Genomic DNA, 20,243 nt, shown 5'->3' with positions numbered 1-20,243 from the left:
TCCGTGACTGCCAAACTCATCCTGAGTCTTTGTTTCTGCAAACCAGTAAGCTTTTCTTACTGCTCGTTTCGACGCAGCAGAATTTGCTAACGGCATGGTGCAAAAACCAGCCGTCATTAAATGAAGGATATTTATGATGACGAAGCGGACAGATTATTGGGCGTAACAACGTGCATCGCCGTTCTGCCATTCATAAGCCGACAGGTAAGCGCAACGCTTTAACAACTGGCGGTGAGGGGGCACAGAACGATAAGCCGTCCCACCGCAGCCTGGATTACTACGCGCGGGCGGCGTCCATTGCAATGGCAAATGAACGCAAACGTGCTTGCGGGTCATGGATCTGACCATTAACCATAATCTCATCAGCCTGCGTTTCGCGCAGCAGAGCTGCTAAACCGTGGCGTATTTTATCGCCATCACCGACTAATGACATGCTCAACGCCTGCTGCACGCCGTACTGTTCTGACGGCGACCACAGGCTATCCATATTCTGTACGGGCGCAGGTAACGGGCCAGGTTTGCCACGACGCAGGTTGATAAATTGCTGCTGCTGCGAAGTAAACAGGAAGCGCGCATCCTTATCACTGTCAGCGGCAACGACATTAATACATACCGTCGCGTAAGGCCTGGCAAGCCGTGCAGAGGGCTGGAAGTTTTCGCGATAAAGTTGCAGAGCCTGGAACAGCTGGTCCGGCGCAAAATGCGAGGCAAAAGCAAACGGCAAGCCCATTTTTGCAGACAGTTGGGCGCTATAAAGACTGGATCCCAACAGCCACACCGGAATTTTCATCCCTAAACCCGGCACGGGCTGCACGGGCGGCTGCTCATCTGCTTCTGCATCGAACCAGTTTATAAGTTCCTGAACATCATCCGGGAAGGTGTCGGCCTGAGCGCTGGAAAGATGTCGACGCAGTGCCATCATGGTGCGCTGGTCTGAGCCAGGCGCGCGGCCTAAGCCCAGATCAATACGGCCAGGATAAAGTGAGGCGAGCGTACCAAACTGCTCGGCAATGACTAGCGGCGCGTGGTTAGGCAGCATAATTCCGCCCGAACCTAATTGCAGTTTTTCAGTATTCGCCGCGAGATAACCAATCAGCACCGCAGTTGCCGCGCTGGCAATGCCGGTCATGTTATGGTGCTCAGCCAGCCAGTAGCGCTGATAGCCTAACGCTTCAGCCTGACGCGCCAGCGCCAGTGAGTTATGGAAAGCGTCACGCGGCGTGGCGCCTTGTGGAATCGGGGCCAGATCCAAAACGGAAAGGCGGACGTTTTTTTTCTCAGACATGGGTACTCCAAAGTGTATGGCGCAAGCGTTAAATCCTGCTCCAACCAGTATTATGCATCCTTACCCCTATTAAAACTGTTAACGTTAGCCGGAATATAGCCTGTATGTGCCTTTCATTCGGGCGATGTCAGAACCATACCCGCCAGCCTGCGCCAGTACCCGTTGCAGTCGTTGCCGTTCGCTAACATCAGCGGGGCCTGGCCCTCTTCATTGGCACGGAAACGTGCAATTTCCTGCAGCGTATCCAGACTTTGAGGTGATAACCGTATAATATCTCCCAGATGATGCATACCCGCCAGGTCGTTACCAGGATTGTAGCAGTAGCCGCTCATCGTCTGTATCCCGTTAAGAATAAACATCTGTTGGCCCTCTTGCGATTTAACGTGCCGCCCATTGGGATAATGAATGCAGCAGGTTTCGCAGGCATCTTTAGCTCGATTTTCTGAACGAGCAGTAAAGCAACGCGCCGACAGTGCCAGTGGCAGATGACCGTAGCCCATCACTTCCACTTCGAAATGATGCCGAATACCGCGTTCAGTACACTGCTGTAACCCAGCGTGGCGATGTCCGCAAGGATCAACGCATCCGCACCATTTTGTGCCGCCATATCAATAGCCCGCTGCCAGCGCGCCATGTCGCCCGGATGCGCAAAAGTATTAATTGCCACATGCAATTTACGGCGATGCTGATGCAGATAACGTGCGACTTCTGCCAGCTTTTTATCTGTGAAATTCAAACCGGCAAAATGGCGTGCGTTGGTGCCATCTTTCAGGCCGACATAGACGGCATCCGCTCCGTTCTCCACCGCGGTTCGTAGTGCGGGCAGAGTGCCGCCGGGCATAGTAATTCCATACCTGAATCCTCTCGACATACCGATGAGAGTCGAGTCTAGACATAGGTTTTTAAGGCCGCATTGATTTAAGGCAGCGAAACGCAACATTCTCTTTATCGCTGCGTTTTTTATATTTTCTGAGAAAGTTTATTGATCTCAGCGGAGGCGCAGGCAGATGGATATGGCACTATACGTAAAATTTTTTTAAGGGAGCGATAGCTGTGTTGAAGCGGTTGCATATATCTTGCGTGAAAAAATGCCTAAAATTTTAAGCTTACCTGTAGCACTTATCCCGTTTAACGTTAAGAAGTTGTTACTGCAACAGCTCCTGAACTGGCATTTTCGTTATTCTTTGGCTGAAGGTGAGTTAGACTTCCTGGAAGGGCGCTTTCTGGGGATCGAAATGGGTGATATGAATTTGACAGGGAGCATCACGCTTCAGAATGGCCAACTGGTGGTATTGTCGGATGCCAGGGCAGATGTCTGGTTCCGGGGCAATGCTAATGATTTGTTGCTGCTGGCAGCACATAAAGCAGATCCTGACATGTTGTTCTTTCAACGGCGTCTGGCGATTGAGGGCGACACAGAACTGGGGCTGGAGGTAAAACACGTAATGGATGCAATTGAACTTGACGCCATGTCCATGCCGTTACGCACGGGATTACAGCTGCTGGCTGCTTTTGTGGAGGCAGGAATGAAACTGGACGCGAAAGCCGTACAGGCACGCGCGGGTGCGATATGTTAATTCGAACCGAGATCGGCGTTGATGCAGCAGGCATTGATGGCTTACTTAAACGCTGCTTTAAAACCGCTGCCGAAGCGGAATTGACGCAGGCACTACGTGAAGCTGGATTACTGACGCTTGGCGTAGTGGCAACAGACGATGAAGGGCGGGTATTAGGCTATGCTGCTTTTAGTCCGGTGACCTTGCAAGGTGAAGAGCGTGGCTGGGTTGGACTCGCTCCGCTGGCGGTTGATGAAAGCCTGCGCGGTAAAGGCATCGCTAAACAGCTGATCTATGAAGGCCTGGATGCGCTTAACGAGTTCGGTTACAGCGCGGTGGTTGTGATGGGCGAGCCGGCGTTCTATAACCGCTTTGGTTTTGAACCCGCGGCGCGTCACGGTTTGCATTGTCGCTGGCCGGGCGCTGAGGCTGCTTTTCAGGTTTATCAGCTGGCAGATACCGCCTTTGAAGGTGCAGAAGGGCGTATCGAGTATTCAGAGCCGTTTAATCGCTTCGACTGAACCAGCTATCCAGGCTGACAGGCTGGCTGGCAACCAGGAGCAGCTTTTTCTGACGCGTTAGCTGTTTAACCTGATATTCCAGTCGTGATGCATTGGCGCGATCGCCTGCGTCGCAGTGAAAGACTAAATCCAGCGGGCCTTTGCCGCGTAGCGCGCGTGCACCGCGTCCGCTTTGGTGCTGGTTCACGCGACGCGTCACGTCAGTGGTAATACCGGTATAAAGCGCGCCAGCGGCGGTACGCACAATATAGAGCTGCCAGCTCTGATTCATCTTCATCTTCTCTACATAAAGCCTGCCGGGCAGTGTAGCGCGCTTGTCGTATGGCCGCTATCTGGCGACGGGGCGCATTGACTGGAGTTAACGGTGTCCGACCACGCTCATCTGATTCGTTATCTGAAAAAACAACACGTTCTTTCTCTCTGCTGTAGCGCCGATGATGAATTATGGTGCGCCAACTGTTTTTATGTTTTCGATGAAGCGCGCATGGCGTTCTGGATCATGACCGAACCCGATACGCGTCACGGCCTGCTGCTGACAAAAAATGCCCGGGTTGCAGGCACGGTAAATGGCCAGCCAAAAACCGTATTGCTGATTAAAGGCGTGCAATATCGCGGCAGGATTGCATTATTAAGTGAGGAAGCGGAAGCTCAGGCGCGCCAGACTTATCAGAAACGTTTTCCCGTCTCGCGCAACGTCTCTGATCCCCTGTGGGAGATCCGCTTAGACGAAGCTAAAATGACCGATAACGCCCTGGGGTTTGGCAAGAAAATCATCTGGCAACGTTCTGATGTGGAATGAAAATTCCCTTTCCCAGGCGGGAAAGGGAAAATGAGTCAGGCTGCTTGCAGAATACGCAGCGACTCACGATTGAACGCCGGTAAGTCCTCTGGGGTACGGCTGGTTACCAGTTTATCCTCATCAACGACCACTTCTTTGTCGTGGAAGTCGGCACCGGCATTGATCAAATCGACAGCGATAGCCTTAACGCAGGTCATCTTACGACCGCGTACGCCGTTGGCGCTGATCAGCAGCTGCGGGCCGTGGCAAATAGCAAAAATAGGTTTGCCGCTAGCGACAAAATCTTTGGTGAATTTGACAAAGCGATCGTCACCGCGCAGCGAATCCGGCGAGTGTCCGCCCGGCAGCAGCAGCGCATCAAATTCCGCTGGGCTGACATCATCAATGCTACGATCGATAGTCACTTCCGCTTCGCCTTTTTTGCCTTTAATGGTTTTCCCGGCTTGCTTTTCAATAGTGATGACTTCAAAGCCCGCTTGCTTATAAGCATCCGCAGGTGAGGTAAATTCTGAGTCTTCAAATTCATCGGTGATTAAAACCGCAACTTTCTTGCTCATTTTTCCTCCTGAACAACGTGAAGCGCGAATGGCGCTATCCTGAATACTCAATAAGCCTGGTCATTCATTATAAAAACGCAAGCCAAGCCGTATATCCGTCCTGCTACTGGCTGTAAAGTCCTTGCTCGCTGCCCGGAAGCCATCCCGGAAAACGCCCGGTTTGGCCGCCTGCCTGCAACGTAAGGTATTTAGGATATAGTCTTAAGTAGCATGATGTTGCGAATCTAAGGAGATACGATGAATCGCATACTACTGACCGGTGCAACTGGGCTAGTCGGGTCACATCTGCTGCGATTGCTGATTGACGATTCACGGATCGACGAAATCATTGCGCCCACGCGCCGTGCATTGCCAGAGATGCGTAAAGTGGTGAATCCGGTTGAAGCAGATTTAACTGACGTGTTAGGCCCGCTGGAAACCTCGCTAGACACGGTGTTTTGCTGTCTGGGCACCACCCGAAAACAGGCAGGCAGTAAAGAAGCCTTTGTGCAGGTCGATTACACCCTGGTCGTAGACAGCGGATTAAGCGGTTTACGTTTGGGAGCGAAGCAGATGCTGGTAGTAAGCGCTCACGGCGCCAATCGTCATTCGCCGTTTTTTTATAATCGGGTAAAAGGTGAAATGGAAAATGCGCTGCGCCATCAAGGCTGGCCACGTCTGACGCTGGTACGGCCTTCGTTATTACTGGGTGAACGACAGGCCAAACGCGGTGGCGAAAACCTGCTGGCGCCGCTGTTCGGCCTGCTACCGGGCAACTGGCGTTCTGTGCATGCGTACGACGTGGCGCAGTGTCTGTATCATCAGGCTTTTTTACCGGGCGGTGAACGCGTGAAAGTTATTGAATCCGCTGACATTCCGCGCCATTCAGCGTAAATACCAAATGTGCTGGTTGCGGCTACCGCGCCATTGCAGCGTGGCATCTTTCTCTGCCTCAATAAAGCGACCATCAATCAGCACATCAATGTTGCTCAGTACCTCGCGCTGGGCCGCATTCAGTTCCGCCATCTTATAACCGGTCCATACCCAAATATCTTTGCCGCGGCACGCCTGGCGCACGCGTTTTACCAGGCGGCGAATGTGCGGCACATTATGAGGATGCAGTGGATCGCCGCCGCTGAGCGACAAACCCTGACGCGGAATGCGCGTATCCTGCAAATCCCTCAGCAACTGCTCTTCCATTGCTAAGGTAAATGGCTGACCGGAATCGAGCCGCCAGGTGCTTTGGTTGTAGCAGCCGCGACATTGATGTTCGCACCCGGCGACAAACAGCGTGCAGCGCGTGCCGGGGCCATTCACAATATCGACATCATAATAGCGATGAATATGCATCATCCCAGCGACCCGCTTTCCATATGTTTGGTCCGGCGCTGTACTTCCTGCTGCTTACCGGCATTGAACGGACGAGCATCCGGGCTACCCAGATAACCGCAGACGCGTCGCGTCACTGAAACACGCGCCGAATCGTGATTGCCACAGTTGGGGCAGGTAAATCCGCGGCTGGTACAGCTAAACTCGCCGCTGAAGCCGCACTCATAACATTCATCGATGGGTGTATTGGTGCCGTAATAGGGCACGCGGTTGTAGCTGTAATCCCAGACATCTTCCAGCGCTTTCAGATTGTGTTGCACATTAGGGTATTCGCCATAGCAAATGAAACCGCCATTCGCCAGCGGCGGATAAGGCGCCTCGAAGTCAATTTTGTCGTAAGGGTTCACTTTTTTCTCAACGTCCAGATGAAAACTATTGGTGTAATAACCTTTATCGGTCACGCCAGCGATCGTCCCAAACTCAGCGGTATCCAGGCGGCAGAAGCGATCGCACAGATTTTCGCTGGGCGTGCTGTACAGGCTGAAACCGTAACCCGTTTCTGCTTTCCATGCATCGACGGCCAATCGCATATGCCTGATGATTGCGATGCCTTTAGCACGCAGAGCGGCATCATCATAAGGATGCCGCGCATTACCACTCAGCGCGTTCAGCGTTTCATGCAGGCCAATAAAACCCAGCGACAGCGAAGCGCGGCCATTGCGAAAAATTGGCCCAACCTCATCCTCTGCATCCAGGCGTATGCCGCACGCCCCTTCCATATAGAGGATCGGTGCAACGCGCGCTTTAGTTTTTTCCAGGCGTGCCACGCGTGTCATCAATGCGCGTTTTGCCAGAGCCAGACGCGTATCCAGTAATTTCCAGAAACGCGCTTCGTCACCGCTGGCTTCCAGCGCGATGCGCGGTAAATTCAGGCTAATCACGCCAATGTTGTTACGTCCTTCGTGGATCTGTTGGCCTTTCTCCTCATACACGCCAAGAAAGCTGCGGCAGCCCATCGGGGTCTTAAACGAACCAGTTGCGCTAACTACCTGATCATAATTAAGAATATCGGGATACATACGCTTGCTGGCACATTCGAGAGCCAGTTGCTTTATGTCATAATTACTGTCACCGGGACGACGATTCACGCCTTCCCGAATAGCAAAAACCAGCTTGGGGAATACCGCCGTTTTGTGATTTTTACCCAATCCGGCCAGGCGATTACGCAGGATCGATTGCTGGATCAGACGCGCTGCCCAGTCGGTGCCCAGGCCGAAGCCAAAGGTCACAAAAGGCGTCTGACCATTGGCGGTATGCAGCGTATTCACCTCATATTCCAGTGACTGGAAAGCGTCATAGCACTCTTTTTCGGTGCGCTCTCGCGCATAGGTTTCTGCATCCGCTATCTGCCATGCAAGCGCCACCGCGCGGTGTTTTTCCAGGCTCAACGCAACAAACGGCGCGAGTACTTCATCGATGCGATTGATGGTGGTGCCGCCGTAAATATGGCTGGCAACCTGAGCAATAATTTGCGCGGTAACGGCAGTGGCGGTAGCGATGGATTTCGGCGGTGCAATGTCGGCATTTCCCATCCTGAAGCCGTTATTCAACATACCTTTTAAATCGATCAGCATGCAGTTAAACATTGGAAAGAAGGGAGAGTAGTCGAGATCGTGATAGTGGATTTCGCCGCGCTGATGCGCCAGCACAATGTCGCGTGGCAGGATCTGCTGTTGCGCATAGTGTTTAGCGACGATCCCTGCCAGCAAATCACGCTGGGTTGGGATCACTTTGCTGTCTTTATTGGCATTCTCATGGAGCAACGCCGCGTTGGTTTGATCGACTAAGCCGTGGATAGCGTGATGCAGTCTGCCACGCTGTTCCCGCGCAACGTCGCGGTCGTGGCGATATTCAATATACACTCGCGCCAGCTGCGGGTAAGGGCCGGACATCAGCGTTTCTTCTACCGCATCCTGAATATCGCGAATATCGACTTCATGTTTTTCAGCCAGCCGTGCACTGACCTTATCGGCCGCCGCTGCGCACCAGCCTGTATCGTCAACGTTTGCTGCCCGTGCCGCTGCTGCGACGGCCGCGCGAATACGTTGCACATCAAAACCTGTGCGACAACCGTCGCGTTTGATTACCACCGTTGCCATACTTACTCCAGAAATCCATATGTGGGGATTCCCAGGAAGTTTACGCACAACATGTAGTTATTGCCGCGAAATAGTTGTATCCGGTTTGACCTGAAACAAGGAAGCGAAGAGCAGCAGAAAAAGCCGTCCGTAATCTCTTCAGGCAGGGCCGCTGACCGAGTGGCGACGGACCAGCGTTGGGTTAAACATATTGGTCACTTCTGGCAGCGACTGATTATTAGCTAATGCCAGCGCCAGTTCGGCCGCCTGCTGCGCCATGGTCACAATCGGATAACGTACGGTAGTGAGGCGCGGACGTACATAGCGTGATACCAGCACATCATCGAAACCGATCAGCGACATCTCTTCCGGCACGCGTACACCATTATCGCTCAGCACCGCCAGCGCACCTGCGGCCATCGAATCGTTATAGCAGGCGACAGCAGTGAAATTTTTGCCGCGCCCTAACAGTTCGGTCATTGCCTGTTCACCACCCACTTCGTCCGGTTCGCCCCATGTCACCAGACGATCGTTACAGGGTAAACCATGCTCTTTGAGCGCATCGTAATAACCCTGCAGGCGATCTTCAGCATCAGAAATCGTGTGGGTAGAACAGACGAAGGCAATATTTTGATGACCAGACTGGATCAGATGGCGCGTGGCCAGCCAGGCGCCATAACGATCGTCAAGGGCGATACAACGTTTTTCGAAGCCCTTCAGCAGTCGGTTCAGCAGCACCATGCCCGGCACTTGCTTCATCAGTACTTCCAGTTCGGCATCAGAAATTTTCTTGGCGTGCACCACCAGGGCCGCGCAACGATGGCGCATCAGTTGTTCAATAGCCTGTCGCTCTTTTTGCTCATTATGGTAACCGTTACCAATCAGCAAAAATTTGCCGGTTTGTCCTGCCACTTCATCAACCGCTTTCACCATCGCACCGAAAAATGGATCGGAAACATCGCCCACCACCAAACCCAACGTTTCCGTGGATTGCTGCGCCAGGGCGCGCGCATTGGCGTTTGGATGATACTGAAGCTGTTCCATCGCCTGGCTAACAGCCAGGCGCGAGCTTTCGCTCGCTTTAGGAGAATGATTAATAACGCGAGAAACCGTGGCGACAGAAACACCCGCCAGTCTGGCAACATCCTTTATGGTTGACATGCGTTTACCTGCTTGCGGGGAAAACGTTTACACATCACATCAGTGTTACGGAAAAGGATGGACACATCAAGCCGACAGAATGTCAGCGCTGTCGCAAAAGAGAGCAAAATCAGGCCCTCTGCGTCAGCTTACAAGGGGGGCGGATTGCATGTTATGCTGTTTTCCCTCCATATCTGCAGTGAAAGACAAAAATGAAAACGAGAGTGCCGCATCTGGCGCACTGGGGCGCCTTTACCGCAGTGACTGAAAATGATCGGCTCATTGGCTGTGAACCTTTCTTTGCCGATAGCGATCCTTCGCCGATGCTCAATACCCTTCCCGAGCTGGTCTATTCCGATAAGCGTATCCGTCAGCCGATGGTGCGTCGCTCATGGCTTAAATCCCGCGAAAACAGCGATCGCACGCTGCGCGGCCGGGAGGATTTTGTCGCGGTGGACTGGGATACCGCACTGGATTTGGTGGCAGATGAAAACCGGCGCATCCGTGAGCGCTATGGCGCATCGGGCATTTTCAACGGCTCCTATGGTTGGTCCTCAGCGGGCCGTGTTAACCATGCGCGCACGTTGATCCGTCGTTTTTACTTCAACGGTGGGGGTGGCGTCGATCAGCAAGGCAACTACAGCTGGGGAGCGGCACAATTCTTTCTGCCTTATGTGATTGGCACGTATATGCCATTAACCGGTCGCGTGACCGACTGGCCGGAAGTGGTGAAACACGCGGAGATTTTTGTCGCTTTTGGCGGCCTGGCGCTGAAAAACGCACAGGTGGCATCGGGTGGCGCGGGTCAGCACAGCCTGAAGCCCGCGCTGGAGCAGCTTGCAGCCAAAGGTACGCCGGTCATTAACATCAGTCCAATGCGTGATGATTGCCCGGCCTTTGTCAACGCCGACTGGTTCCCGATTCGCCCGAATACCGACGTTGCCCTGATGATGGCGCTCGGCTATGAAATCAATCAGCGCGGTGGAACAGATGAAGCTTTCCTTGCCAGCCACTGTACCGGCTGGCCGCAGCTGCGTGCCTATCTACTGGGCGAAAACGATGGCGTGGCAAAAACTGCTGGCTGGGCCAGTCGCATCACCGGTATTCCGGCAGATCGCATCGTACAGCTGGCACAGCAGCTTATCGGCAAACGCAGCTTCATTACCTGTTCTTATGCGGTGCAGCGCGCTCATCGCGGCGAGCAGCCGTACTGGATGATGATTGCGCTCGCTGCAATGCTGGGACAGCCGGGCCTGCCGGGGGGCGGTTTCTCGTTCGGTCACGGCTCAATGAACAGTGTCGGTAACCCGCGTCAGGAAGGTCCTGCACCGATGATGAGTACCGGCCCTAATCCCGCAGGCCTGTCGATTCCCGTGGCGCGCATCAGCGATATGCTGCTACATCCTGGTCAGCCGTATCCCTTCCAGGGCGAAACGCTGCACTATCCTGACATCCATTTAATTCACTGGGCAGGCGGTAATCCGTTCCACCATCATCAGCAGTTGAATCGTCTGGTGGAAGGCTGGCAGAAACCGGATACGGTAGTGGTGCAGGATATTGTCTGGACACCCGCCGCGCAGATGGCGGACATTGTTTTGCCCGCCACCACGACCCTGGAGCGCAATGACATTGGCGGCTCATCGCGCGATCGCTTTGTGCTGGCGATGCATCAGGCGGTGAAACCGCAGCATCAGGCGCGTAATGATTTCGATATTTTTGCTGATCTCGCTGAGCGTCTCGGCTATCGCGAGACCTTCACCGAAGGACGCAATGAAATGCAGTGGATCGCGCACCTGTATCAGCAATGTGCGGTGGCGCATGCACACAAAGGCATCCACTTTCCTGAGTTTGACGCGTTTTGGCAGCGTGGCTTCGTTGAAATACCGGAAGGCGGTAAGCCTTACGTATTTATGGACAACTTCCGCGCCGACCCGATTGCGCATCCTATCCAGACTGCCAGCGGCAAGATTGAACTGTTTAGCCAGACCATCGCCGATTATCAGCTGGAGGACTTTGCCGGTCATCCAGAATGGCGTGAGCCGCAGGAGTGGCTGGGCGCACCGTTAAGCCGCGATTACCCGCTGCATATGATCTCAGTCCAGCCGTCTGATCGGCTGCACAGCCAGCTTGATGCCACAGAAACCGTGCAGAAAAATAAAACAGCCGGACACGAAACGCTGTATATGCATCCGCAAGATGCCGCAGCCCGTGACATCGTGGATGGCGATGAAATTGAAGTAAGCAATACGCGAGGCACCATGCTGGCTGGCGTGCGCTTAACCGCTGGTTTAACGCCAGGGGTGGTGATCGTTTCTACCGGCGCCTGGTTTGATCCCGGTTTTGGTGGCAACTGGCAGCCCTGGGATCGCGCGGGGAACCCAAACGTGCTGACCCTGGACATTGGCACTTCGTCGCTGACGCAGGGGCCGAATGCCATGAGCTGCCTGGTAGAAATCAAAAAACATCTCTTTTGCAAAATAGCGTAGTGATCTCATGGCTGGTTACATTTTGCGAGTAACTGTTGCGTTTGAGTGATGGCAGCCGATCAAGCCAGCTTGCTACAGTCAATGTCCCAGAGGTATTGATGGGTGAACATCAATAGATTTTCTTGATTACACCAACCTGCGCTGATGCGCAGGTTTTTTTTTGCGCAAAATTTGTCGTCTGCTAACGAACTGATACACAGTTTTCCTGTTATCCCGCCAGCGCTTTCTTTATAACTGCTGACTTCAGCCTCTTTTTTTATTTTTCAGTGCAGCGGAATGCCATGCCCCGGATTAAAAAACTACTGGGAAAAGACCAGATCAAAGCGCCGTTTAACCCCTTTCGATTTCGACTGATCTGCCTGGGCGTGCTGGCCTGTATGGTAGTGCTACTGATACGCGTTGCCGATTTGCAATTCCTGAATCAGCCGATGCTTGAACACGAAGCCGATCAGCGTTCGCTGCGTACCGTGACGCTGCCAACCAGCCGCGGCACCTTGCTGGATCGCAACGGCGAAGCGCTGGCGCTCAGCGTGCCGTCGCGTGATGTTATCGCCGATCCGCTGCGTGTACTGGAGAGTAACCCGGATTTCACCAGCGCCAAATGGGCTTATCTTGCCGCAGCGTTGAATACCCGCCCGGAGCAGATTGCGGCACAGATCACCGCCAATCCTAAACGTCGCTTCCTTTATCTGGGGCGCAAAATCGAGCTGGGCATCGCCAAAGATATTAAAGAGCTGCGTTTGAAAGGCATCAGCGAAGTGTATGACGACAGTCGTTTCTATCCGATGAGTGAAGCCTCAGCGCCGCTGATTGGCATTGTCGGCGCTGATAATATTGGCCTGAACGGACTGGAAAAGGGCTTCGATAAAGTGTTGCAGGGCGTGCCGGGCAAAGAAGTTTATCGTCAGGACGCGATGGGTAATATCATCTCTATGATCAATTACCAGCCGCCAACACAGCCGCCAACCGTGCAGCTCAGCATTGATAAATTCGATCAGTACACGCTTTACAGCAAACTCCGTGATGGGGTGCTGCTGAATAAGGCTGATTCAGGCGCTGCGGTATTAGTGAAAATCGATACCGGCGAAATCCTGGCAATGGCGTCATATCCGTCGTTTAACCCGAACAACTACGACGGAGCAACACCGGCGCAAATGCGCAACTCAGCGATTAACGACAGCTACGAACCGGGTTCCACCGTAAAACCGCTGGTGGTGATGGAAGGATTAGAACGCCATCTGGTTCGCCCGGATTCGGTTATCGACACGACGCCCTATCGCGTTAACGGCCACCTGATCCGCGATGTCGGACACTGGCCGCGCCTGACCATGACCGGCATTTTGCAGAAATCGAGCGATATTGGCGTTTCGCATATCGCTCTGGCGATGCCTGCTGAAGCGCTGGTGAATACCTATCACGCTTTTGGCCTCGGTAAACCTACCGGTCTGGGGCTGACAGGTGAAAGCGTCGGGTATTTCCCGCTACACCGCACGCGCTGGGCCGATATTGAACGCGCCACGTTTGCTTTTGGTTATGGCTTGCGCGTCACGCCGTTGCAAATCGCCCGTGAATACGCCACGCTCGGCTCCTACGGCATCTATCGTCCGCTGTCGATCACGAAGGTTACGCCGCCAGTTCTCGGCAAGCAGGTCGCTAATCCGGAAACGGTAAAAGAAGTGGTGCATATGCTGGAGAGCGACGTATTACCGGGCGGGACCGGTGTGAAAGCGGCGGTGCCGGGCTATCGACTCGCGACCAAAACCGGGACGGCAGAAAAAATGGGAAGCAGCGGCAAATATGATGGCGGCTATGTCAACTACACTGCAGGCCTCGCGCCCGCCAGCCATCCTGAAGTTGCGCTGGTAGTCATGATTAACCATCCCACCGCAGGCGATCACTTTGGCGGATCGGTAGCTGCCCCGGTATTCGGTAATATCATGGGGCCGGTGCTTAAACATATGAACGTCGCGCCTGATGCCATCTATAGTAAACCTCCCGTTAAATCTTAATAAAATCACAATGTAAGCGAGGCGTGAAAGTTTTTCACACCTCGTTTCATTTCAGCGTAATCATTTTCTTTTTTTGCCTGTTGCCCAGCCCATAAGGGTGCGAGGATAAAAGTCCCAGAGGTATAGATAGGTGTGAAAGCGAAGCTGCTCCGGCAGTGATACCCAAAGAAGGGTATTTAACCTGTTATTGCACCAACCCACGTAGATGCGTGGGTTTTTTTTACCTGTCCTAAAGACAAAAAGCCGTGCGGGGAAAGCAGATCGATAGCCTTTGTCTACCCGCAGCGATATGTGCATTAACGCCATCGCCCTGACGACAAAAAAAGCAGGTTCGGCTGCTGGCAGAAAAAGCTGACGCGACGCGCATCACCCCGTCGCGCTATCGAAACCAAAGGCTAACTAAACATTACGTGCGAAAGGTGCGCACAGAAAGTTTAGGATTTTCGATTCGAAAATATATTTTACGCTTCCTTAACAGCTTACCTCGCTATCCCTCTCTACAATGGTCACCTTTGAGAGTAATCACTCTCGTTACTTTTATTCTTCTTGCTGAGAAAAACTATGCGCATGAAAGCTCTTTCTGTCAGCGTGGTGTTATTACTGACAGCTTGTGATCAGGGGACGACGCAAACTGCCACTTCATCCACGCCAGAAGTCGGCATCGTCACGCTCAAAAGCGAGCCGGTGACGCTGCTTACTCAATTACCGGGCCGTACCACTGCGGTGAAAACGGCTGAAGTTCGCCCGCAGGTGAGTGGGGTGATCCAGAAGTTACTGTTTACCGAAGGGGGCGAAGTTAAAGCGGGCCAGCCTCTATATCAAATCGATCCTGCTACCTATAAAGCCGCCTACGATAAAGCGCAGGCAACCTGGCAAAATGATGCGATGGTGGTAAAGCGTTATCAGCCACTGGCCGCTGCCCATGCCATTAGTCAGCAAACCTATGACGATGCCCTTGCGGCCGAGCGCGAAGCCAAAGCTGATGTGGAAACCGCCAGGGTCAACCTTAATTACACGCTGGTCAAAGCCCCCATCTCCGGACATATCAGCCGTTCACTGGTCACCGAAGGTGCGTTAGTCACCAGTGGTCAAACCGATTACCTCGCTACTATCCAGCAGCTTAATCCTGTCTACGTTGACGTTAGTGAATCTTCCACTGACCTGCTACGTCTGCGTAGAGCGCTGGCCGAGGGCAAGCTGAAAAAAGTAGGCGACAACATGGCAGCAGTAAAACTGCAACTGGAAGATGGCAGCACTTACAGCCAGCAGGGCAAACTGGCGTTTTCGGAAGTGAATGTTGATGAAGCGACCGGCAGCGTGGTGTTGCGTGCGGTGTTCCCGAATCCGCAAAACGAATTGCTGCCGGGAATGTATGTCCACGCCAGCTTCCCGCAGGGAATACAGCAGCAAGGCATTTTAGTGCCACAGGAAGCGATTATGCATGACACCAAAGGTCAGCCCTACGTTTACGTGGTGAAAGCCGACAGCAGCGTTGAGCAGCGCAGTGTGACTACCGGCGAAATGATTAATGAAAAATGGCTGATTACCAGCGGCCTGCACAACGGCGAAAAAGTGGTGGTGAATGGTCTGCAAAGCGTACACAGCGGCAGCAAAGTGAAAACCGTGGCAGCCAATGTGAACGATACGCCTTCCGCTGACAGCGTCAGCCTGACGATGACCGATCCGTCGGCCCAATAAGGAGACGCTATGTCTAAGTTCTTTATTGAACGTCCGATATTCGCCTGGGTTGTGGCGATTATCGTCATGCTGGTGGGCACGATTGCCGTCCTGAATCTACCGGTTAATCAATATCCCAACATCTCGCCGCCAGCGGTCTCCATTTCTGTCACCTATCCGGGCGCCAGCGCGGAAACCACGCAGAACACGGTTGTGCAGGTCATTGAGCAACAGCTGAACGGCCTGGATGGTTTACGCTATCTGGAATCAAGCAGCGCCAGCGATGGTAGTGCGCAAATCATCGCCACCTTTAATCAGGGTATCAATCCGGACATCGCCCAGGTGCAGGTGCAGGACCGCGTTTCTTTGGCGGAATCGCAGTTGCCGACTGACGTAACGCAGCAGGGGATCCGCATCCGTAAGTACCAAAAAAACTTCATGATGGTTATCAGCCTGATTTCGAAAGACGGCAAGCTGAGCAACGGCGATCTTGCCGACATGCTGGTATCTAAACTGGAGGACCCTATTTCGCGCACCAAAGGTGTAGGCGATTTTATGGTGCTGGGATCGGAATATGCGATGCGTATCTGGCTCGATCCGGCCAGGCTATACAAATATAACCTGATGCCAGGTGACGTCAGCACCGCAATAGATAACCAGAACGTGCAGGTTTCTTCCGGTTCCCTCGGCGGTTTGCCGACCATTCACGATGCGAAAACCAATGCTACTATTCTGGGGAAATCACGCTTCACTACGGTGAAGCAGTTTGAAAACGTACTGTTGAAGGTTAACAGTGATGGTTCGCAGATCCGCCTGAAAGATGTCGGCAGCGTGGCATTAGGGCCGCAAAGCTATACCATCGACTCCACGATGGATGGCAAGCCTTCAGCCGGTATCGCCTTACGTCTGGCAACCGGTGCCAACGAGCTGGATACCGCCAAAGCCGTGCGCGCCACGGTATCGGCGTTGAAAGATTCACTACCGGATAATGTTGAAGTGCAATACCCCTACGACACCTCGCCGGTGGTCAGCGCATCCATTGAAGAAGTGGTGAAAACCCTGCTTGAAGCGATTGTGCTGGTCTTTGTTGTGATGCTGATCTTCCTGCAAAATCTGCGTGCCACGTTCATCACCACGCTGGTCGTGCCGGTGGTCTTGCTGGGCACGTTTGGCATTCTTTCTGCCTTTGGTTACAGCATTAACACGCTGACGATGTTCGGCATGGTGCTGGCGATAGGTTTGCTGGTGGACGATGCCATTGTGGTGGTGGAAAACGTCGAGCGCGTGATGCATGAAGAGCAGCTTGATCCAAAAACCGCCACCATCAAATCAATGCAGCAGATACAAGGCGCGCTGTTTGGTATTGCGTTAGTGCTGTCGGCGGTGCTGCTGCCAATGGCGTTTTTCTCAGGCTCAACCGGCGTGATTTATCGCCAGTTCTCCATCACCATTGTCTCGGCGATGGCTTTATCGGTGCTGATGGCGCTGATTTTCACGCCCGCGCTATGCGCCACGCTGCTGAAACCCTCTTCTGCTGAGCACAAAACGACGGGCCTGGCTGGCTGGTTCAACCGCAAATTTGACAGCGGCACGCTGCACTACACTCACGGCGTCAGCAAAGTGATTTCGCGTCGCGGTCTGTTTCTGGTGGTGTATCTGGTCATTGTTGGCGTAACCGGTTATCTGTTCACGCGTGTCCCCACCACGTTCCTGCCAGATGAAGATCAGGGATTGGTGATGGTGCAGATCACGCTACCGGTGAATGCGTCGTCACAGCGCACCCAGAAAGTCATTAACGATCTCAATGATTATCTGCACGACAAGCAGGCATCAGTGGTGACAACTGTCTTTGCCGCCAACGGCTTTAACTTCGCCGGGCGCGGACAAAACAGCGCCATGGCGTTTGTGCGCCTGAAGGACTGGAGTGAGCGTACCGAATCCAGCCAGAGCGTAAAAAGCCTGGCGGCGAACATCATGGCGCATTTTGCCCATTATAAAGATGCCAAAATCTTTGCGATGGTGCCGCCAGCGGTAATGGAGCTGGGTAACGCCACCGGTTTCGGCTTCTACCTGCAGGACACCGCCGGTCATACGCACCAGGAAATGATGGATGCCACCCACAAATTTCTTGAGCTGGCGAACAAAGATCCACGCCTCAGCGCCGTGCGCCTTAACGGTATGGAAGATGAGCCGCAATATCAGTTAGAGATCAATGATGAGCGCGCCAGCGCCCTTGGTCTGAGCATGGCCGATGTGAACAACACCCTGTCAGTGGCGTGGGGTTCCAGCTACATCGATCAGTTCATGTATAACGGCCGCGTCAAAGAAGTTTACCTGATGGGCAAAGCCGATTCGCGCGTCACGCCGGACGATCTTAATAAATGGTATTTCCGCAACAGCAGCGGAACTATGGTGCCATTTTCTGCGTTCGCCAGCGGTAAATGGGTCAGCGGATCGCCACACTACGAGCGCTTTAACGGCATGACGGCGGAGGAAATCCTCGGCTCGCCAGCCGCCGGTTACAGCAGCGGCGAAGCGATGAAAGCGGTAGAGGAGATCGGCACAAAGATGCCGAAAGGCTTCCGCGTGCAGTGGTACGGCATCTCTTATGAAGAACAGGCATCCGGCTCGCAAACTACTCAGCTGTATGCCATCTCGGTGCTGGTGGTGTTCCTGTGTCTGGCTGCGCTGTACGAGAGCTGGTCAATTCCCTTTTCAGTCTTGTTAGTCGTGCCGTTGGGTGTATTAGGCACCATCAGCGCAGTGCTGCTGCGCGGCCTGCAGAATGATGTGTTCTTCCAGGTTGGGCTGTTAACCACCGTCGGCCTGGCGGCAAAGAACGCCATATTGATTGTCGAGTTCGCTAAAGAGCTGCACGAGCGTGAGGATAAATCGCTGGTGGAAGCGGCGATTGAGGCGTCGCGCTTGCGTATCCGACCTATCATCATGACGTCAATGGCATTTATTCTTGGCGTACTGCCGCTCACGATCTCTAACGGCGCCGGTGCGGGTAGCCAGCACTCGATTGGTACGGCGGTAGCGGGTGGCATGCTCACCGCGACCTTCCTCGCCATCTTCTTTGTCCCGATGTTCTACGTAGTGGTTTCGCAATTCTTCTCGCGTAAGAAAAAGCCAGAGGTTGTTCACAATGATAACTAAAGTATCCCGCTGGGCGCTGCTGCCACTGGCTACTGCCCTTGGCTTAACTGGCTGTACGTTACAGCCCAACTACCATCGTCCAACAATGCCGGTTAAGGCACATTACGATCAAAACACGCCGGTCGGTAATGTGGCCGATCTGCCGTGGCAGAACTTCTTTAACGATGCCACGATGCGCAACCTGATCGATCTGTCGTTAAAAAACAACCGCGACTTGCGCGTGGCAGCGTTGAACGTTGAGCAGGCGCGCGCTTCGGTGCAAATCGATCGCGCTGCGTTGTTGCCATCAATTAATGCCACAGCCAGCCAGACCTCGGCCCATGAGCCAGCTAACTTGTATAACACGCAATCGACAGGCGCGGTGACGTATCACGAACTGAATGCCGGATTAGGCGTGACATCCTGGGAGCTGGATTTTTGGGGACGTTTGCGTAGCTTGCGCGATCAGGCGCAGGAAACTTACCTGTCAACCGCTGCTACCGAACGCGCCACGCGTATCTCGCTGATTTCGCAGGTGGCGTCGGCGTGGCTGACGCTCTGCTCCGATAATGATTTGCTCCACCTCGCCGGGCAAACCGCGCAGAGTCAGCAGAAGTCATACGATCTCACCAAAATCAGCTACAACGGCGGCGTCAGCAGCGATCAGGATCTGGCTGAAGCGGAGAGCACAGTACGTAGCGCCGAAGCCGATGTGGCGAGTTACACCCGCCAGGTACGGCAGGATGTTGATGCGTTGCGGCTGCTGGCTGGCACCGACTTGCCTGCTACGCTGCTAAAAAACGCCACACTTAACAGCCACTGGCAATTTCCGCAAACACCTGCCGGATTGCCATCGGACCTGCTGACGCGTCGCCCGGACATTATCGCGGCGGAGCACACGCTAAAAGCAGCGAATGCCAATATTGGTGCGGCACGGGCGGCCTTCTTCCCGAGCATCACGTTAACGGCGTCAGGCGGTTCAACCAGTAGCTCGCTCGGCCATTTGCTGGAAGGCGGTACGGCGGCCTGGTCGTTTGTGCCGTCAATTAATCTGCCGATTTTTGATGGCGGCGTGAATCGGGCTAATCTCGACATCGCCAAACTCGAAAAACGCATTGAGATCGCCAACTATGAAAAGGCAATTCAGACCGCGTTTAAAGATGTCAACGATGCATTAGCGGGACAGGACACCTGGCAAAACCAGTTAACGGCACGACAAAAAGAGGTAGCGGCAAACCAGCGCGATTACGACTATTCTGAATTACGCTATAAGCAGGGTGTTGATAACTATCTCAATGTACTGGTGGCACAACGTTCGCTTTATGCTGCCCGGCAGGCTTTGATCGCTGCACATCTGGGCCAGCTCAATCAAAAAATTACGTTGTATGAGGCGCTGGGAGGCGGCTGGAAGTCCTGATTTTCTTAACGAAACCTTTACGGTTTGTCGATGGAAAATCGCGTAAGGTTTAGCCGATAATACGCGCCGTAAGGGGTGCGCCCGTCATACTTCACCTTGCCGCTTTGTTGGCTGCGTTTACTCACCCGGATCATATTGTTAGCGACCTGATCCGGGATTTGTTCGCTTGCGGCCTTGAAGCAGCTCAAATTATTTAGGGTTGCGCCTTGAAA

At 53.6% G+C, this 20,243-nt stretch carries 15 protein-coding genes and 2 pseudogenes; 9 read left to right on the top strand and 8 right to left on the bottom strand.

Annotation, left to right across the window (positions count from 1 at the left end; all coding sequences use genetic code 11):
• Positions 1-277 precede the first annotated feature (277 nt).
• The 3 genes and pseudogenes from H2P46_RS11420 to H2P46_RS11410 form a co-directional block, all read right to left on the bottom strand.
• Entirely contained in the window at positions 278-1,285 is a 1,008-nt protein-coding gene (locus tag H2P46_RS11420) for a luciferase-like monooxygenase (RefSeq protein ID WP_193405173.1), read from the bottom strand.
• A gap of 113 nt (positions 1,286-1,398) precedes the next feature.
• Positions 1,399-1,890: pseudogene (locus H2P46_RS11415) on the bottom strand (U32 family peptidase); the annotation flags it as partial.
• Positions 1,827-2,137, bottom strand: a pseudogene (locus H2P46_RS11410) (peptidase U32 family protein); the annotation flags it as partial. The pseudogenes H2P46_RS11410 and H2P46_RS11415, both read right to left, overlap by 64 nt.
• 236 nt (positions 2,138-2,373) lie before the next feature.
• Here H2P46_RS11410 and ubiT point away from each other — a divergent pair.
• The gene (gene ubiT, locus H2P46_RS11405; RefSeq protein WP_193405172.1) at positions 2,374-2,862 is read left to right on the top strand and encodes a ubiquinone anaerobic biosynthesis accessory factor UbiT; all 489 of its coding nucleotides are present in this window, start codon (positions 2,374-2,376) and stop codon (positions 2,860-2,862) included.
• On the top strand, positions 2,856-3,362 hold the full coding sequence (locus H2P46_RS11400; RefSeq protein ID WP_193405171.1) for a GNAT family N-acetyltransferase: 507 nt from the start codon (positions 2,856-2,858) through the stop codon (positions 3,360-3,362). The genes ubiT and H2P46_RS11400 overlap by 7 nt, the downstream gene beginning before the upstream one ends.
• Here the strand turns inward: H2P46_RS11400 and H2P46_RS11395 are convergent.
• A complete protein-coding gene (locus H2P46_RS11395; RefSeq protein ID WP_193405170.1) occupies positions 3,346-3,633 on the bottom strand; it encodes a GIY-YIG nuclease family protein in 288 nt (95 codons plus the stop codon). The two genes, H2P46_RS11400 and H2P46_RS11395, sit on opposite strands and share 17 nt — an antisense overlap.
• A 93-nt stretch (positions 3,634-3,726) precedes the next feature.
• On the opposite strand from H2P46_RS11395, the gene H2P46_RS11390 reads away from it, so the two are divergent.
• Positions 3,727-4,161: a YhbP family protein gene (locus tag H2P46_RS11390; RefSeq protein WP_193405169.1), complete on the top strand. Its 435-nt coding sequence runs from the start codon at positions 3,727-3,729 to the stop codon at positions 4,159-4,161.
• Positions 4,162-4,196: 35 nt separating this feature from the next.
• On the opposite strand, the gene H2P46_RS11385 is transcribed toward H2P46_RS11390, so the two are convergent.
• The gene (locus tag H2P46_RS11385; RefSeq protein WP_193405168.1) at positions 4,197-4,718 is read right to left on the bottom strand and encodes a type 1 glutamine amidotransferase domain-containing protein; all 522 of its coding nucleotides are present in this window, start codon (positions 4,716-4,718) and stop codon (positions 4,197-4,199) included.
• Between the two features lie 237 nt (positions 4,719-4,955).
• Between H2P46_RS11385 and H2P46_RS11380 the strand changes: the two genes are divergently transcribed.
• Positions 4,956-5,591 (top strand): NAD-dependent epimerase/dehydratase family protein, encoded by a 636-nt coding sequence (locus tag H2P46_RS11380; RefSeq protein WP_193405167.1) that lies wholly within the window; start codon positions 4,956-4,958, stop codon positions 5,589-5,591.
• On the opposite strand, the gene nrdG is transcribed toward H2P46_RS11380, so the two are convergent.
• The 3 genes from nrdG to galR form a co-directional block, all read right to left on the bottom strand.
• Positions 5,583-6,050, bottom strand: a complete 468-nt coding sequence (gene nrdG / locus H2P46_RS11375; protein WP_193405166.1) for an anaerobic ribonucleoside-triphosphate reductase-activating protein — start codon at positions 6,048-6,050, stop codon at positions 5,583-5,585. The two genes, H2P46_RS11380 and nrdG, sit on opposite strands and share 9 nt — an antisense overlap.
• Positions 6,047-8,185, bottom strand: a complete 2,139-nt coding sequence (nrdD, locus tag H2P46_RS11370; RefSeq protein ID WP_193405165.1) for an anaerobic ribonucleoside-triphosphate reductase — start codon at positions 8,183-8,185, stop codon at positions 6,047-6,049. Before nrdD ends, nrdG begins: the two co-directional genes overlap by 4 nt.
• Before the next feature lie 138 nt (positions 8,186-8,323).
• On the bottom strand, positions 8,324-9,325 hold the full coding sequence (gene galR / locus H2P46_RS11365; RefSeq protein ID WP_193405164.1) for an HTH-type transcriptional regulator GalR: 1,002 nt from the start codon (positions 9,323-9,325) through the stop codon (positions 8,324-8,326).
• 191 nt (positions 9,326-9,516) lie between these two features.
• Between galR and H2P46_RS11360 the strand changes: the two genes are divergently transcribed.
• The 5 genes from H2P46_RS11360 (at position 9,517) to H2P46_RS11340 (ending at position 20,031) form a co-directional block, all read left to right on the top strand.
• The gene (locus H2P46_RS11360) at positions 9,517-11,790 is read left to right on the top strand and encodes a molybdopterin guanine dinucleotide-containing S/N-oxide reductase (protein WP_193405163.1); all 2,274 of its coding nucleotides are present in this window, start codon (positions 9,517-9,519) and stop codon (positions 11,788-11,790) included.
• Between the two features lie 281 nt (positions 11,791-12,071).
• Positions 12,072-13,799 (top strand): penicillin-binding transpeptidase domain-containing protein, encoded by a 1,728-nt coding sequence (locus H2P46_RS11355; protein WP_193405162.1) that lies wholly within the window; start codon positions 12,072-12,074, stop codon positions 13,797-13,799.
• Positions 13,800-14,360: 561 nt separating this feature from the next.
• A complete protein-coding gene (locus H2P46_RS11350; protein ID WP_193405161.1) occupies positions 14,361-15,497 on the top strand; it encodes an efflux RND transporter periplasmic adaptor subunit in 1,137 nt (378 codons plus the stop codon).
• 9 nt (positions 15,498-15,506) lie between these two features.
• Positions 15,507-18,635: an efflux RND transporter permease subunit gene (locus tag H2P46_RS11345; RefSeq protein ID WP_193405160.1), complete on the top strand. Its 3,129-nt coding sequence runs from the start codon at positions 15,507-15,509 to the stop codon at positions 18,633-18,635.
• On the top strand, positions 18,625-20,031 hold the full coding sequence (locus H2P46_RS11340; RefSeq protein ID WP_193405159.1) for an efflux transporter outer membrane subunit: 1,407 nt from the start codon (positions 18,625-18,627) through the stop codon (positions 20,029-20,031). The genes H2P46_RS11345 and H2P46_RS11340 overlap by 11 nt, the downstream gene beginning before the upstream one ends.
• Positions 20,032-20,243 lie beyond the last annotated feature (212 nt).

Source organism: Mixta mediterraneensis (assembly GCF_014946725.1).
Classification (GTDB): domain Bacteria; phylum Pseudomonadota; class Gammaproteobacteria; order Enterobacterales; family Enterobacteriaceae; genus Pantoea; species Pantoea mediterraneensis.
Note: the sequence above shows the minus strand (reverse complement) of the source record. Positions and strands in the feature narration are given on the sequence as shown.

Excerpts from the sequence above, each read along its gene's own strand:
- H2P46_RS11420 (WP_193405173.1), bottom strand. The coding sequence starts at position 1,285 with ATGTCTGAGAAAAAAAACGTCCGCCTTTCCGTTTTGGATCTGGCCCCG.
- ubiT (WP_193405172.1), top strand. The coding sequence starts at position 2,374 with ATGCCTAAAATTTTAAGCTTACCTGTAGCACTTATCCCGTTTAACGTT.
- H2P46_RS11400 (WP_193405171.1), top strand. The coding sequence starts at position 2,856 with ATGTTAATTCGAACCGAGATCGGCGTTGATGCAGCAGGCATTGATGGC.
- H2P46_RS11395 (WP_193405170.1), bottom strand. The coding sequence starts at position 3,633 with ATGAATCAGAGCTGGCAGCTCTATATTGTGCGTACCGCCGCTGGCGCG.
- H2P46_RS11385 (WP_193405168.1), bottom strand. The coding sequence starts at position 4,718 with ATGAGCAAGAAAGTTGCGGTTTTAATCACCGATGAATTTGAAGACTCA.
- H2P46_RS11380 (WP_193405167.1), top strand. The coding sequence starts at position 4,956 with ATGAATCGCATACTACTGACCGGTGCAACTGGGCTAGTCGGGTCACAT.
- nrdG (WP_193405166.1), bottom strand. The coding sequence starts at position 6,050 with ATGATGCATATTCATCGCTATTATGATGTCGATATTGTGAATGGCCCC.
- nrdD (WP_193405165.1), bottom strand. The coding sequence starts at position 8,185 with ATGGCAACGGTGGTAATCAAACGCGACGGTTGTCGCACAGGTTTTGAT.
- galR (WP_193405164.1), bottom strand. The coding sequence starts at position 9,325 with ATGTCAACCATAAAGGATGTTGCCAGACTGGCGGGTGTTTCTGTCGCC.
- H2P46_RS11360 (WP_193405163.1), top strand. The coding sequence starts at position 9,517 with ATGAAAACGAGAGTGCCGCATCTGGCGCACTGGGGCGCCTTTACCGCA.
- H2P46_RS11355 (WP_193405162.1), top strand. The coding sequence starts at position 12,072 with ATGCCCCGGATTAAAAAACTACTGGGAAAAGACCAGATCAAAGCGCCG.
- H2P46_RS11350 (WP_193405161.1), top strand. The coding sequence starts at position 14,361 with ATGCGCATGAAAGCTCTTTCTGTCAGCGTGGTGTTATTACTGACAGCT.
- H2P46_RS11345 (WP_193405160.1), top strand. The coding sequence starts at position 15,507 with ATGTCTAAGTTCTTTATTGAACGTCCGATATTCGCCTGGGTTGTGGCG.
- H2P46_RS11340 (WP_193405159.1), top strand. The coding sequence starts at position 18,625 with ATGATAACTAAAGTATCCCGCTGGGCGCTGCTGCCACTGGCTACTGCC.